The following is a 14,512-nucleotide window of genomic DNA, read 5'->3' as shown; positions in this document are numbered from 1 at the left end:
CGCGGCTCGCGAGCAGCCCCGATTAGCGCGACGCTAGCACGCACTCCGCCGGAGGCGCCCCGAGTGGGGCGCCGTCCGGCGGAGTGCGGTGCGCGTGCCGCTCCCCGTCGTACGTCACCGGTGCGTGCGCGTGTACGTCACCGGTGTGCGCGTGCGCTCAGCCGACGCGGGTCAGCTTCGCGCCGAAGCCGGGCTCGGCGAGGTCCGACCGGAGCGCGACCGGAATCCGTACGGCCTCGCTGGAACCGTCGCCGACCCGCAGCTCGCCGACGACCGTGCCCGCCTTGCCGGTGTGCGGCACGGCCGACTTGCCCTGGCCGATGCTCAGCTTCGTCTTCAGGCCGGGCCAGCCGATCGCGGTCATGTTCTTGGTGGCGACGACCGGGGTCCGGCCACCGAGCTGGTCGTCCACGTACCCGACGACCTGGCCCTTCTTCACCACGGTGGCGGTGATCAGGCTCTTCTGGACCTTGTCGATCAGCTTCTGGCTGTTCGCGATCGCCAGCTGGAGGCTGTCCCAGAGCTTGCCGGTGTGGGCGTTCTGGTTCATCACCGCGCCGTAGATCGTCTGCGTCTTGCCGTCCACGACCTTGGTCGCGGCCCACACCAGGTTGCCGCCGGCGGGCGTCGACGAACCGGTCTTCAGACCGATCACGCCGACCTGCTTCACCAGCAGGTCGTTGTTGTTGTAGATCGTGCCGGGCAGCCCCGGGATGTCCGCCTTGGCCATGCCGACGATGCTGCGGAAGACGTCGTTCTTCATGACCTCCTTGGCCAGCTTGACCTGGTCGGTGGCCGTGCTGACCGTCGTCTTCTGCAGACCGCTCGGGTCCGTGTACGTGGTGTTCGTCATGCCGAGGTCCTTGGCCGCGGCGTTCATCTTGGCGACGAAGCTCTCGGCGTCGGAGTCCCAGCGGCTCAGCAGCCGCGCCACGTTGTTGCCCGAGGGGATCATCAGCATCTGGAGCATCTGGCGCTCGGTGAACTGCTGGCCCTTCGTCATCCGCGCCGTCGACTCGTCCGGCAGCTTCGACTCGTCCTCGGCCTGCTGGTCGACGGTGATCTTCTCGCCGTCCCCGTTCCCCTTCAGCGGGTGCTCCTGAAGGATCACGTACGCCGTCATGATCTTGGCGACGCTCGCCGTGGGAGCGGGGGCCTGCTTGCCGTCGGTCCCGAGGCTGCCCACGCCGTCCACCTCGATCGCGGACTGGCCCTGACCGGGCCAGGGCAGGTCGAGGGTGCCGCCGCCGAAGGTGTACGTGCTGTCGGCGCTGAGCGCGAGGGACGGGGCCGGCAGCGGGCGGAAAGCCTGCGCGACTGCAAAGATCACCACGAGCAGCAGGACCAGCGGCGTCCAGATCTTGACCCGCCGCACGAGGGTGCGGACCGGGGTCTGCGGCGGCGGCGGGGTGTTCGTCAGCTCGGCGAGCAGGTCCAGTGGGGGCTTCGGCGGAAGCGGCAGCTGGGTGGTGCGCTCGGGGCCGACCTGCGGGATGGCCGCGGTGGCCGCCGCGGGTCTGTCGACCGGCTTCGGGGCGGGCGCCGGCGCCGCGGTGCGCTCGGGCTTCGGGGCGGACACGGGCGCCGCGGTCTGCTCGGACTTCGCGGCCCACTTGGGCCTGGCGGCGGGCTCGGGCTTCGCGGCGGGCTCGGGCTTCGCGGTCGGCTCGGGCTTCGGGGCCGGTTCCGGCTTCGCGGCGGGCTCGGGGTCGGGCTCGGGCTTCGGGCGCGCAGGGGCGAAGTCGTCGAGCCGGTTGAGGGGGACGAACTTGCTGGTGCGCACGCCGGAAGTGCCCGCGGGCTTGTCACCGGACTGCTCGGCCGGCTTGTCCGCGGGCTTGTCACCGGGCTTCTCGTCGGCCGGCTTCCGGGTGGCGCCGCCCAGCTTGAGCATGGTGGTGGGCTGGTCCACGGCGGGGCGGCGCGGGGTCTTGAAGACGGCGGTGGGCTGATCGACGGCGGGCTCGGGGGCGGAGTCCTCGTCGGGCTTCGCGTCGGAGGGCTCGTCGGACACCGTGTCCGAGATCTCGTCCTCCGGGGTGTCCGAGATCTCGTCGGAGGAGTCGGGGACGCTGTCGAGCCGGCCCTCGGGCGCGTCCTCGGGTTCGTCCTCGCTCTCGTCCGCGGACGCGGGCTCGTCCGCCGGCTCGTCCGCCGGCTCGGGCTCGTCCTCGGACGCGGGCTCGTCGTCCGCGGGAGTCCCGTCGGAGGCGGCCTCCGGCTCCCGGCCGGACCCGGGGTCCTCGTCGGAGTCCTCGTCGGTGTCGATATCGATGTCGCGGCCGGAAGCGTGGTCGGCGGCCTCGTCCGTGCCGGACGCCACGTCGACGGCCTCGGAGGCGTCAGGGTCCTCGGACGACGCCTCGGGCGCGTCCTCGGCCGTCGCGGGCTCACCCGGCTCGTCGGCGGGCTCCGCCGCGGCGTCGCCGTCCTCGGCCTCACCGGCGGCCCGTGCGCCGTCCGTGTCCGCGTCGGACCCCTCGGCGCCGCCGTCGGTGGTCCCGGCGTCGTCCGTGGCGTCGTCGCCGTCCTCGGGCCCGTCAGCGTCCGCGGAGCCTGCCTCGGCGTCGGTGTCGGCCGAGTCCGCCGGAGCGGGCTCGTCCGAGCCGGCGACCCACGCGGCCACCGCCGCACGCAGCCGGGTGTCGCCCTCGACGTTCTTGGTCCCCGACGCGCCGTCGTCGTCGGCGGACTCGGAGATCCGCTCCGGCTCCGCCGTACGGGAGGCGCCCGCCGTGCGGGAGCCCTCCTCCGACAGCGCCTTCGTGGAGAACACCGCCGTCGCCTGATCCACCCGTACCGTGGCGGCCCTCTCCCGGGCCATCGCCATCCTGGGGTCGGCCGGAGCCGAGCTCTGGGCCGACGCCTGCGCGCCCGCCCGCGCCGGACCGGGAACCGACGCCGGGGTCACCGGCGTCGCTTCTGCCGACGACGCCGACGACTCGTGCTGCTTCGACCTGTCGGGGGACTCGCCCGCCACCGATGCCTCCTCCATGCGGCGCGCGCCCTCCGCGCACCGAAAACGAACCGTCAAACCCTTGAACCGCCGCCCGGACACCGCTGCCCGAACCATGTACCAGTGTCCTGTGCGAGGGCTCGACTCTTGCGGTAGACGAGAACGACATACCTGCCGGTTCCCTCATATTCCGGTCACGTGCTCTCGACAGACCAATGTGAGAGGGGTCACCCTGTCATTCATCCACGCGGGGAGGCATGGATGGGCAAGAGCCGCAGAACAATTCCGGAGGAGCTTCTGCTGCTGGCGTTGGACCCGACCACGGGTACCACCGCGCAGCCGCAGTCGCTCGACCTCGGTCTGGCCGGAGCACAGCTAGTGGAGCTGGCGCTGGCCGGACGGATAGCCCCAGACGGGGATCGTATCGCCGTGGTGGTGCCACGGCCGACCGGAGATCCGACACTGGACTGTGCGTTGGAACTCCTTCGCCGACGCGGAGCACCCGTACGCGCGGTCAACTGGATCGGCGGACCCCGCCTGGGGCTTCGCCAGACCTACCTCTCGCATCTGGAGAGGTGCGGCATGGTCCATGCCGTGGCAGGCCAGATGTGCGGGGTGCTTCCGACGACTCGCTACCAAGCGACGGACACGGACATCAGCCGGGAGATCCGAGCCCGGCTGGACAACGCGATCCGCACCGGCGTACCGCCGGACCCGCGGACCGCGGCGCTCGCCGCACTGGCCCACGCGGTCGGTCTCGGCAAGCACCTGTATCCGGGGAACGAGGGACGATCGTCCCGGTCCCGGCTGCGGGACCTGATCAGGCACGACCCCATGGGCGGCCTCGTGGCGCACGCCGTGATGGACGTTCAGAGCGGTGTGGCGGCGCAGCCGCGCCGCAACCCGGCACCGGCAGGCCGTCCGGCCACCGCCGGGGTCAGGTCCGCACCGGAGACCGCACGCGGTGTTCCGATGCAGCCGCGCCACGGTTCGATGGCGCGCGCCGTGGCGCACTGAGCCGCGAGCCCACGGCGGCCCGCGTCGAGCACCGCCGGCAGCACCCGTGGCACGCGTCACCCGCACCGCTCGCACCTGCACGGCCAGCACCGCCAGCACCGCCAGCACCGCCAGCACCACCGTAAGACCCAGCGCCGCACCGCAGTCCCCATGATCCGGTTCGGGAGCCGCAGGCTCGCGCGGGGTGGCTGGGACCGTACGTCCGGACGACGGCACGGTCCCGGCCGCCCCGCGCGACCGCATCCGGCGCGACCGCGTCCGGGGAGAAGCCCGCCTCCGAGGGGACCGCGTCCGCGCGACGGCGGTCCGTGCGGCGGCGATCGCCCGGAACCGGCGGCGGTCCACCGGCTCCCGGCGGTGATCTCTCCTGTCCCCGAAGGGAGTTCGCGGGGCCGCGACGACAGCCTGCCGCCGGGGATACACGCCGAATCTGCGAACTTGCGCCCACCCGGCGCATATACGCCGTTTCCCAGCGGTAGAAAGCACCTTGGTGGCAATCTGCTCAACAGCAGATACGCAAAGTACAGGCCCGTAGCCGGAGGTGCACGTCCCGTGGCGTCAAGTGTCAATCCCACCGTCCGGCGACGCCGGCTGGGCCAGGAGCTTCGGCGGCTCCGCGAACTCAAGGGCATGACGGCCGAAGAGGTCGCCGAGCGCCTGCTCGTCTCCCAGTCGAAGATCAGCCGCCTGGAGAACGGCAGACGCAGTATCAGCCAGCGCGACGTCCGCGATCTGTGCGGGGTCTACGAGGTCGAGGACCACCGGATCGTCGACTCGCTGATGCAGATGGCCAAGGACTCGCGCCAGCAGGGCTGGTGGCACTCCTTCGGCGACATCCCGTACAGCGTCTACATCGGTCTGGAGACCGACGCCGCGAGCCTGCGCGTGTACGACCCGCAGGTCGTCCCGGGCCTGCTGCAGACCCGGCAGTACGCCGAGGCACTGATCGCGGGGGCGCTGCCGGAGACCGCGCCCGCCGACATCGACAAGCGCGTCCAGGTGCGGATGAAGCGGCAGGAACGAATCTCCGCCCCCGACAACCCGCTGCGCCTGTGGACCGTCCTCGACGAATCCGCCCTGCGCCGCGCCGTCGGCAACCGCGCGCTGATGCGCGAACAGCTGGAGTACCTCGTCGAGCAGTCCCAGCTGCCGCACGTCACCGTGCAGGTGATCCCCTTCGACATGGGAGCGCACCCGGGCCTCAACGGCCAGTACGCGATCCTGGAGTTCCCCGACGCGGCCGACTCCAGCGTCGTCTACATCGAGGGCGTGACCAGCGACCTGTACCTGGAGAAGGCGAACGACGTCCAGAAGTACAGCGTGATGTACGAGCACCTGCGGGCCCAGGCCCTGAACGTGGAGCACTCGCGCCAGTTCATCGCGGACATCGCGAAGGAGTACGCGCGCTGACCGGCACGGGGGCGGCCCCGCGAGGGTGCCCCCGTCGATGAGCGGCCGGACCCTACACCGTTACCGTCCAAACGCGGAAGACCCCTATGGAATATGCCATCCAGTCGAGTGAATAGTCGCTTCGTCAGCCGATGTTGGCGAGTAGCGTCGATCACGCCATCGGGCAATGACGTTGGCGCAATCCGGACTGCGGGTTCCCTGACGGATCCGCAGTCCGGTGACAGCGCGCCGGCGGCCCGGTGGCGGCAACTCATCGACGTACGACAGTTCTCTGGAGCGATCATGGCAATTCAGCAGGGCGCCAACGACACCTGGACCAAGTCTTCCTACTCCACCGGCAACGGCGCCTGCGTCGAGGTCAAGTCCCCGGTTGTCGCGGCGATGGCCGTTCGGGACTCCAAGGTCCCCGCCGGCCCCACCCTCGCCTTTCCCGCGGACGCCTGGAACGCCTTCGTCACCGAGGTGAGCCGCGGAGCGTCCGACCTCGTCTGACCCCTGTGGCCGGAACACCTTCATACGTTCCACCGACAGAGCCCTCTCGTCCGGCCCGCCGTCCTGGCCGAGAGGGCTGCATCACTTCCTCCGCCCCGTTCTCCCGCTCGGTTCGCGGGGCACCCCTTCTTCAGCGCAGGCGGTCCACGTAGGTGTCCGTTCCCGGGACCGTGGGGATGAAGGGGGCCACCAACTCCACCCGGCCCAGCCCGGATTCGGCCACCGCCTCGTCCAGGCCCGTGAAGTGCCTCTCCCAGCAGTCGCGCGGATCCTCCTGCAGGAACCACAGCAGCGTCAGCCGGGTGTCCACGCCCTCGACCTGCTTCACATAGGTCATGCGGTCGCCGGGGAGCGGGGTCGGCCGGAAGACGGTGACGAGGGCGGCGGGTGAGCCCGCGAGGCGCCCGGGGAGGTGGCGGGAGCGCAGCCATTCCAGCAACTCGGCGCGCTGGGCGGCGGATTCGGCGTCGATGACCTCGACCACGAGACCGGCGTAGGGGTGGTCGAGGGCGTGGAAGTCGCGGGGGCCCGCGGCGCCGTCGCGGTAGACGGTGGCCTCGTGGTCCTGGAAGGCCGTGAAGACGTGCGTACGGTCCTGGTAGACGCGGCCGTCGCGGTTCAGCCGCCGGTTGATGCCGACGGTCCACTTCATGTGGTCGTCGTAGCGGCCTTCGGTGACCCAGTAGGTGGAGATGTAGCAGCCCGCGGTGACCGGCTGGGCGACCGCCGACTTCTCGGGGTAGCGCAGCAGTTGGAGGTCACGGGTGGCGACCCAGCGGCGCCCGGCGTACATCCAGGGCATGGCCATCGCGCCCGCGTAGTAGTGGTCGTCCTCGTACCAGCGGTTGTAGGCGTACTCGTGGCCCGGGTGCGGTTCGACCAGGGTGATCAGGGCGTGGCCCGGGCGGACGCCGTACGGGCCGAGGGCGGCCAGTTCCGCGTAGGTCTGACTGCGGGTCTCCTCCGACATGACGATCCCCTTCCTCGGTGGAACGTGCGCGGGACTTCCTTCCTCCGCCGGACGCCCATACTCTGACGCCCCGTCAGACAATGCGCCAGAGTCGCGTCGCGGCGAGTGGGCCGGACCCTCGCGCCGCGGACCGGCCGGGCCACGACAAGGGGAGGCCTCGCATGTCACTGCTCGACGGCAGGACCGTGGTGGTGTCGGGTGTCGGAGCCGGGCTCGGCCATCAGGTCGCGGCGGCCGTGGTGCGCGACGGGGGCAACGCGGTGCTCGGGGCGCGCACGGAGGCCAACCTCGCCAAGGCGGCGGCCGAACTGGACCCGGACGGCACGCACACGGCGTTCCGCGCGACGGACATCACCGACGAGGGGCAGTGCGAGGCCCTCGCGGCCCTCGCCGCCGAACGCTTCGGCCGGATCGACGCGGTGGTCCACGTCGCCGCCTGGGACAGCTACTTCGGCGGCCTGGAGGACGCCGACTTCGCGACCTGGCGGTCGGTCATCGACGTGAACCTGCTCGGCACGCTGCGGATGACCCGCGCCTGCCTGCCCGCGCTGAAGGAGCGCGGCGGGTCGGTCGTCGTCATCGGCACGCAGTCGTCGGTCGCGGCGCCGAGCCAGGTGCGCCAGGCGGCGTACGCGGCCTCGAAGGGCGCGCTGACGAGCGCGATGTACTCCCTGGCGCGCGAGCTCGGCCCGTACCGGATACGGGTCAACACCGTGCTGCCCGGCTGGATGTGGGGCCCGCCCGTCGAGGCCTACGTGCAGTTCACGGCGTACACCGAGCAGGTGCCCGAGGCCGACGTCCTGAAGCGGCTCACCGAGCGGATGGCCCTGCCCGAGCTGGCCACGGACGGGGACGTCGCGGACGCCGCGGTGTTCCTGGCGTCCGACCGGGCGCGGGCGATCACCGGACAGTCCCTGCTGGTGAACGCGGGCGAGATCATGCGGTAGGCGGTGCGGCCGGCGGCCCCTCTCCCAGGCGCACGGGACCCGCATCCCGTACAGCTGTCGACTCGTCCTTGCTGCTGTGGGTCTGACGAAGTGCCCGCTCATGGTGTGGTCCACGTCACGAGCACGACAACCGCCCGGTGGGTAAAGTGGAGGCAAAATCGTTCTGCTTTCTGATCTGCGTTCATATCCATGACCGCGCGAGGTCTTGACCGGCCGGTCGGACCAGCGGTTCAATCCCCGAAGTCCCCGCTCCCGCACGGGGGCGCCGCCCTCCCCCCTGCCGGCCTCGCCCGAGCAGGGGGAGCCATGCGTACTGGCGAAGTGCCGTCCGGTATCTGCAGGTTCACAAGGCGGACCCCTGGAGGGGGCACATGAACGGTCTCGACTGGGCCGTCCTGGTCGCGTACTTCGGCGTGATGACCGCGATCGGCGTCTGGTCCCACAAACGTGTGGACGATGTCAGCGACTTCTTCACCGCGGGCGGCAAGATGCCGTGGTGGCTGTCCGGCATCTCGCACCACATGTCGGGCTACAGCGCGGTGATGTTCACCGGCTACGCCGGCATCGCGTACACCTACGGCATCACCTCGTACGTCACCTGGGCGCTGCCCATCGCCATCGGTGTGGCCATCGGCGCCAAGGCCTTCGCGCCGAGGCTCAACCGGCTGCGCTCACGACTGCACGTCGCCTCACCCCTCGAATACCTCAAGGACCGCTACAACGTGCCGACCCAGCAGGCGCTGGCGTGGTCCGGCATCCTGCTGAAGATCGTGGACGTCGGCGCGAAGTGGGCGGCCATCGCCACCCTGCTCAGCGTCTTCACGGGGGTCTCGCTCACCCAGGGCATCATCATCACCGGCGGCATCACGGCCGTGTACTGCACGATCGGCGGCCTGTGGGCGGACGCGCTGACCGAACTCGGCCAGTTCGTCATCCAGTTGCTGGCCGGTCTGTCGATGCTGGTCATCGTGCTGAACAAGATCTCCGACCAGGGCGGCCTGTCCAAGGCGCTGGACTCGCCGAAGCTGCACGGTCACGGGGACGGGTTCGCGGGCCCGTACCTGACGGTGTTCTTCATCGCGTACCTGTTCATCAAGCTGTTCGAGTACAACGGCGGCATGTGGAACCAGGCCCAGCGCTACATGGCGACCGGAAGCGCCAAGGAGGCCACGCGGTCGGCGCTGCTGTCCGCCGGTCTGTGGTTCGTGTGGCCGGTGATCCTGTTCATCCCGATGTGGCTCTCGCCGCTCCTGGTCACGGCGCAGAAGCCGGACGGCTCGGACGCCTACGGCCTGATGACCGAACAGCTCCTGCCGCACGGCCTGCTGGGACTGGTCGTCGTCGGGTTCTTCTCGCACACGATGGCCATGTGCTCCTCGGACGCGAACGCCATCTCGGCCGTGTTCACCCGGGACGTGATGCCGGTGTTCTCCCGGGCCGCGCGCGCCTGGGACACCCGCTCGGGGCTCATCGCGGGCCGTGTCACCACCGTCGCCTTCCTCGGCTTCTCCATGGCGGTGGCGACCCAGGTCAACTCCCCCACGTTCAAGGACATCATCACCGTCGTCATCAAGTGGGTGGCGGGCCTGATGGGACCGATCGCGATCCCGTTCATCCTGGGCCTGCTGCGGCCGTTCCGTAAGTCCGGGCCGACGGCGGCACTGACCAGCTGGGCCTGCGGCCTGCTCGCCTTCTTCTTCGTCAACTACCACCTGGACTTCTCGCAGCGCACGGACGTGAAGCTGGAGTACCAGGTCTCCGTCCCGATGGTCATCTCCCTCGTCCTGTACGTCCTCATCGGCTTCCTGCGGCCCGAGGACACCCCGGAGCGGGACGCGGTCATCGAGCTGATCAACACGGACGACGACGGCACGGCCGCCGCGGCGGTCCCGGCACCGGCGGAGGCGGCGGACGGCACGGTGGGAGCGGCGGACGGCGCGGTGGGCACGCCGGTGAAGGACTAGGGCCCGCCGCCGGGACCCTGCCGCCGCCCGGTTCAGGCGCGGGGGTAGCGGGCGAGCCAGCCCGGGGACGATCCGGCGGGCCCGTGCAGCGCGGGCCCCTGGGTCATCTCCATCGCGAAGTCGTCCGCGAGGACCAGCACCGTGGGACGGCCCTCCAGTTCGGCCAGCCAGGCCGGCGGAAGGGCCGTCTCGCCGTGCAGGGCGCCCAGCAGACCGCCCGCGAGGGCACCGGTGACGGCGGAGGGCCCGCCGTGGTTCACCGCGAGGCACAGAGCGTGCCGGACGTCCTCGCCGACGAGCACGCAGTACACCGCGGCGGCGAGCGGCCCCTCGGCGATGCCGCTCACGGCGAGCTCCTGGACCCGCTCGGGCGAGGGCAGGCCCTGCCGTACGGCGCCCAGCGCGTGCTGGAGCGCGGCGGCGACCTGCTGGTGCCCCGGGCGGGTCACCAGCAGCGCGAGAGCCTGCTGCACGGCCGCGTCGGGGTTCTCGCCACGGGCGAGCGCGTGCACGATCACGGCGTACGCGCCCGCCGTCAGGTACGCCGAGGGGTGGCCGTGCGTCTGCGCGGCGCACTCGACGGCGAGCTGCATCACGAGCTGCGGCTCCCAGCCGACCAGCAGCCCGAAGGGCGCGGAGCGGGCGGCGGCCCCGGGGCCCTGCTCACCGGGGTTCTTGGGCGCGTCCAGCGTTCCCATGATCTCGTCGGCGAGGCCGAGCAGACAGGCCTTGGCCGGGTCGCGGCGGGCGTAGAGCCACTCCTCGCGGGCCAGCCAGCCGTCGTCCTTGCGGCGCTCGTCGGGCCCCCAGTCGCTCTGGGTGGCCGACCAGCGGCGGTAGGCGCGGTGCACGTCGGACGGCGGATGCCAGGCGCCGGTGTCGCGGCGCACCTGGGCGCGGATGAGCCCGTCGACGCCGAACAGGGCGAGCTGGGTCAGATGCGTGACGGCGCCGCGCCGCCCGTACGCGGGGGCGAGTCCCACCAGGCCCTCGGCTCCGTAGGCCTCCCGGATGCCCTCCAGGGAGAGCCCGTCGACCGGGGCGCCCAGCGCGTCGCCGACGGCCGCGCCCAGCAGCGTCCCGCGGACCCGGCTGCGGAAGTCCTGCTGCTCCGCACGCCCCCAGACGGCACCGGCTGTCGTACCCACCGAGACCTCCTGCGGCACTGTCGTACGTCCGACAGCAGAGCACTGTAATCGAACACGAACGGTCGGTTCAGGCCATGGATCCATAAAGGTGCGGTCGGATCCGCGACGGGCATGATCAACCGGTGTGGCGCTCCCGGACGGCGTCGCGGGCCGCCGTGACCGCCGCGAGGCGCGGGGTCAGCTCGGCGGTCCCGGCGCCGGGGCAGCGCAGGAGTTCGGCGAGGACGTCCACGAGGTTCGCCAGCTCGTCCCAGCCGGGTTCCAGGGCCAGGAGACCGGTCAGTTCCCGGTCGGCGGCGGCCCAGTCCGCGAGGGCCCAGCCGACGATGCACCGGCCCGACCCGCGGAGCCCGTCCTCCGGTTCCGTGTCCAGCAGCCGCGCCAGCTCCCGCCACCAGGGCTCCGCGGCCGCCCGGCCCCGGAACCGCCGCTCCGTCATCGCCAGCTCGAAGGTGCCCTGCAGCGGGGCCTTCTCGCGCAGCCGCTCGGCAAGGTCCCTGGCCTCCTCCCACCGGCCCGTGTGCCGGAAGACCTCGACGTGGAGCTGGTCGCGGTCCGGGACGAGGTCGTCGTCCGGGCCCGGCGCCGGGTCCTCGGCCAGCCGGGCCGCCGCCTCCTCCCACCGGCCGCAGTGGATCAGCAGCTGCACGATCTCGCGGCGTGCCGTGGCCGTGTCCCCGCCCAGGGCGACCAGCCGCTCCCAGTCGGCCAGCGCCCGCTCGGTCCGGCCGGTCGCGAGGAAGACGCGGGCCCGCTCGTCGCGGGCGTAGGCGTAGTCCGGGTCGGCCGCGAGGGCCCGGTCCAGCCAGACCGACGCCTCCGCGTGCTCTCCGAGGTCACGGAGGACCGCTCCCAGGCAGCCCATCGCCGAGGCGTTGCCCGGGTCCCGCTCCAGGAGGTCCCGGAAGACGGCCGTCGCCTCCTGGTGCCGGCCCTCCAGGTAGTAGGTGTTGCCGAGCTCGATCTCGGTCCAGTCGGCGTCCGGGTCCGCCGCGAGCGCGCGCCGCAGGTCCTCGTACGCGCCGGGCAGGTCCCCGAGGCGGCGTCTCGCCCGCGCCCGCATCACCAGCGCCCAGGAGTACTCCGGGGCCAGTTCGACGGCGCGGTCGAGGTCGGCCAGTGCCTCCGCCCCGTGACCCAGTTCGTGGTGCGACACCCCGCGGCTCGCCAGGGCCGAGGCGTGTTCGGGCTCCAGGGCGACGGCCCGGCCGAGTTCGGCGACGGCGTCCTCGAAGCGGCCCGCGAGCCGGTAGGTGTCGCCCCGTTCCGACGCGACCCAGGCGGAGTCGGGTTCCAGGCGGGCCGCCCGGTCCAGATCGGCGAACGCCTTCTCCCACTCGCCCGTGTCCCGCCGCAGCCGGGCTCTGCGCACGAGCGGCCACAGGAGGTCCCCGTCGAGGCTCAGCGCCCGGTCGAAGTCCGCGGCCGCCTCCTCGAACCGGCCGAGGGCGTGCCGGCACACCGCCCGGGAGGCCACCGCGTCGGCGTTCGTCGGGTCCAGGGCGAGCGCCCGGTCGAAGTCGGCCGCCGCTTCCTCCGTGCGGCCGGCCATGCGATGGGTCTCCGCGCGCTCGGCGATGATCCAGGCCGTGCCGGGCCGCAGTTCGTCCGCGCGGCCGAAGGCCGCGAGCGCCGCGGGGAAGTCGCCCCGCAACTGGTGGGTCAGGCCGCGGCCGTAGTGCACCCGTGCCTCGTCCGGATCGAGTTCCAGCGCCCTGTCGTACTCGGCCAGGGCCCGCGTGTACTCCCCGGCGATCCGCAGTTCCCCGGCCCGCACCCCGTGCGCCAGGGCCCGGGCCGGACCCTGGAGTTCGGGGCGGGCCAGCAGGAGTTCCATCGCCCGGCCGACCCCGTCCCCGTCGTCGGCCAGGGCCTCGGTCAGCGACCTGCCCAGGTCGCCCGGGACCGGGGCTCCGGCCGCGTCCCCGGCCTCCTGGAGCATCCTGGCCCAGGTGCGCCCGGCCACCGGGTCGGCGCGGCAGGCCTCGACCATGGCGTGCAGCGCCTCGCCCAGTGCCGCGACGGGGCGCGCGCACAGCCGGTGGTAGGACTCCTCGAGCCGAAGCCGCAGCCACGGTTGGTGCCGCCACGCCTCGTCGGGATCCGTCAGTTCCCTCCCCGCCTCGTCGCGCCACCGGCGGAAGACCTCCGCGAGCCGTTCGTGGCGCTCGGTCCAGCCGCGCGGGGAATGGCGCCGCTGGAGCCGGAGCATCGCCTCGCGGACCAGGTCGTGGTAGCGGACCCGGTCGCCTCGGCCGTCCACGAAGGGCAGCGCGCGCAGCCAGTCGAACAGCGCGCCGCTCCCGTCGTCCGCGTGCTCCCCGTCCGGACGTTCGACGGCCGCCCGGAACACGTCCAGGTCCAGGCTCCGGGGCAGGGCGCCCGCGAGCGCCACCGCCCGGCGCGGCGGATCCGGTTCCCACTTCAGGAAGCGCTCGACGGCCGTGGCCGAGGGGTCTCCGACGTCCTCGGGATCCGCGGGGCGCTGCTCGGCCAGGGTCGAGACCAGCAGGGGGAGTCCGCCGGTGAGCCGCAGGACCTCCGCCACCACCGGCTCCGAGACGACGCCCTTGCCGGCGAGGAGCCCCCGCGCCTCGGTCTCCGTGAACGGTCCGAGGGGCAGGTCGGTGACGAAGTCGCCGAAGCCGCCCCAGCGGGCGGTGTCGAGGGGGCGCTGTCCGGCGGTCACCACGACGACCGTGGCGGGCAGCACGCCGTACTCACGGGTGGTCATCATCGCGTGGAGCCAGCCGTCGAGGAACGGGCCGGTCCTCTCGTACGTGTCGAAGAACAGGACGATCCACGGCACGGCCCCGGCCGCCTCGGAGAGCTCCGCGACGAGGACCGGGGTGAGCACGGCCTGCGGCGCGAGGACCAGCCGTACGTCCTCCTGGCTGCGCAGCCGGGCGCTGACCCTGGCGTGCAGCCGGTCGGCGCCCTGGGCCAGCTGGGCGGGGTCCACGACCCCGGCGAGGGCGCCGACGCCCGGCACCATCCCGAGCCCCAGCAGGCCGGCCCGCGCCACCGTCAGGCCGGTCGCCGAGGGGCCGGGCCGCTCCGCGTCCTGCGGGGCGGGGACGGCGGCCTGCGCCTCGTGACGCCGTTCGTGGTACGCCGTCAGCAGGCGGTCGAGTTCCTTTAACCGGTATCCCTGTGCGGCGAACTGACGGCTCATCGCCTCCATGGCCTCGGGCAGCCCGGTGACGTTCTCGTCGACGCATGCCGTCAACGCCCCGTGTTCGGAGGCGAGTTGTTCCATCTCGCGGACGAGGAACGACTTTCCGACGCCCGCGTCGCCGTGCACATGGAACAGGAACCGGTGCCGCTCGTCCTCCGGGGGCAGCTCGAAGTTGGCGCGGAACAAGGCGCGTTCGGTCCCGCGCCCGACGAATCCGTGCCGCCGCCGCCCCTCGATCAGCTCCTGCATCGACGGCCGCGCCCGCACCATCGCCCGCCCCTCCCCGTGGTCCGCCCGGTTCGTCCCCCAGTCTGACGCACCTCGTCCCGGACCGAACGGCGATGACCGGATACGTACGGGCGGCCGGAACGTGCTTCCGGCCGCCCGCTTCGGCGGTGTCAGTACCCAAGGGACCGGAATCGGTTCCCTG

Annotated in this window: 9 protein-coding genes; 5 read left to right on the top strand and 4 right to left on the bottom strand. The window is 72.3% G+C overall.

Going from position 1 to position 14,512, the window contains the following annotated elements:
- Positions 1–157 precede the first annotated feature (157 nt).
- Positions 158–2,995: a D-alanyl-D-alanine carboxypeptidase gene (locus ACH4S8_RS21955; protein WP_398396460.1), complete on the bottom strand. Its 2,838-nt coding sequence runs from the start codon at positions 2,993–2,995 to the stop codon at positions 158–160.
- 222 nt (positions 2,996–3,217) lie between these two features.
- Here ACH4S8_RS21955 and ACH4S8_RS21950 point away from each other — a divergent pair, with 222 nt between their 5' ends.
- The 3 genes from ACH4S8_RS21950 (at position 3,218) to ACH4S8_RS21940 (ending at position 5,875) form a co-directional block, all read left to right on the top strand.
- Positions 3,218–3,973 (top strand): GPP34 family phosphoprotein, encoded by a 756-nt coding sequence (locus ACH4S8_RS21950; protein ID WP_398396458.1) that lies wholly within the window; start codon positions 3,218–3,220, stop codon positions 3,971–3,973.
- Positions 3,974–4,525: 552 nt separating this feature from the next.
- Positions 4,526–5,383 (top strand): helix-turn-helix domain-containing protein, encoded by an 858-nt coding sequence (locus ACH4S8_RS21945; RefSeq protein ID WP_398396456.1) that lies wholly within the window; start codon positions 4,526–4,528, stop codon positions 5,381–5,383.
- 282 nt (positions 5,384–5,665) lie between these two features.
- Complete coding sequence (locus tag ACH4S8_RS21940; RefSeq protein ID WP_398396454.1) at positions 5,666–5,875, top strand: DUF397 domain-containing protein; 210 nt, start codon at positions 5,666–5,668, stop codon at positions 5,873–5,875.
- Positions 5,876–6,005: 130 nt separating this feature from the next.
- Here the strand turns inward: ACH4S8_RS21940 and ACH4S8_RS21935 are convergent, their stop codons facing one another.
- Positions 6,006–6,845 (bottom strand): hypothetical protein, encoded by an 840-nt coding sequence (locus ACH4S8_RS21935; RefSeq protein WP_398396452.1) that lies wholly within the window; start codon positions 6,843–6,845, stop codon positions 6,006–6,008.
- A gap of 161 nt (positions 6,846–7,006) precedes the next feature.
- Here ACH4S8_RS21935 and ACH4S8_RS21930 point away from each other — a divergent pair, with 161 nt between their 5' ends.
- Together ACH4S8_RS21930 and ACH4S8_RS21925 are read left to right on the top strand one after the other, a co-directional pair.
- Complete coding sequence (locus ACH4S8_RS21930) at positions 7,007–7,792, top strand: SDR family oxidoreductase (RefSeq protein WP_398396450.1); 786 nt, start codon at positions 7,007–7,009, stop codon at positions 7,790–7,792.
- Positions 7,793–8,163: 371 nt separating this feature from the next.
- The gene (locus ACH4S8_RS21925) at positions 8,164–9,756 is read left to right on the top strand and encodes a sodium:solute symporter family protein (RefSeq protein WP_398396448.1); all 1,593 of its coding nucleotides are present in this window, start codon (positions 8,164–8,166) and stop codon (positions 9,754–9,756) included.
- A 32-nt stretch (positions 9,757–9,788) separates the two neighbouring features.
- Here ACH4S8_RS21925 and ACH4S8_RS21920 read toward each other — a convergent pair whose 3' ends face one another.
- Together ACH4S8_RS21920 and ACH4S8_RS21915 are read right to left on the bottom strand one after the other, a co-directional pair.
- A complete protein-coding gene (locus ACH4S8_RS21920; protein ID WP_398396446.1) occupies positions 9,789–10,904 on the bottom strand; it encodes an ADP-ribosylglycohydrolase family protein in 1,116 nt (371 codons plus the stop codon).
- Between the two features lie 115 nt (positions 10,905–11,019).
- A complete protein-coding gene (locus ACH4S8_RS21915; RefSeq protein ID WP_398396444.1) occupies positions 11,020–14,352 on the bottom strand; it encodes a tetratricopeptide repeat protein in 3,333 nt (1,110 codons plus the stop codon).
- Positions 14,353–14,512: the final 160 nt, after the last annotated feature.

It is taken from the genome of Streptomyces sp. NPDC021080, from assembly GCF_044333225.1.
In the GTDB taxonomy this organism is placed as follows: Bacteria; Actinomycetota; Actinomycetes; order Streptomycetales; family Streptomycetaceae; genus Streptomyces.
Note: the sequence above shows the minus strand (reverse complement) of the source record. Positions and strands in the feature narration are given on the sequence as shown.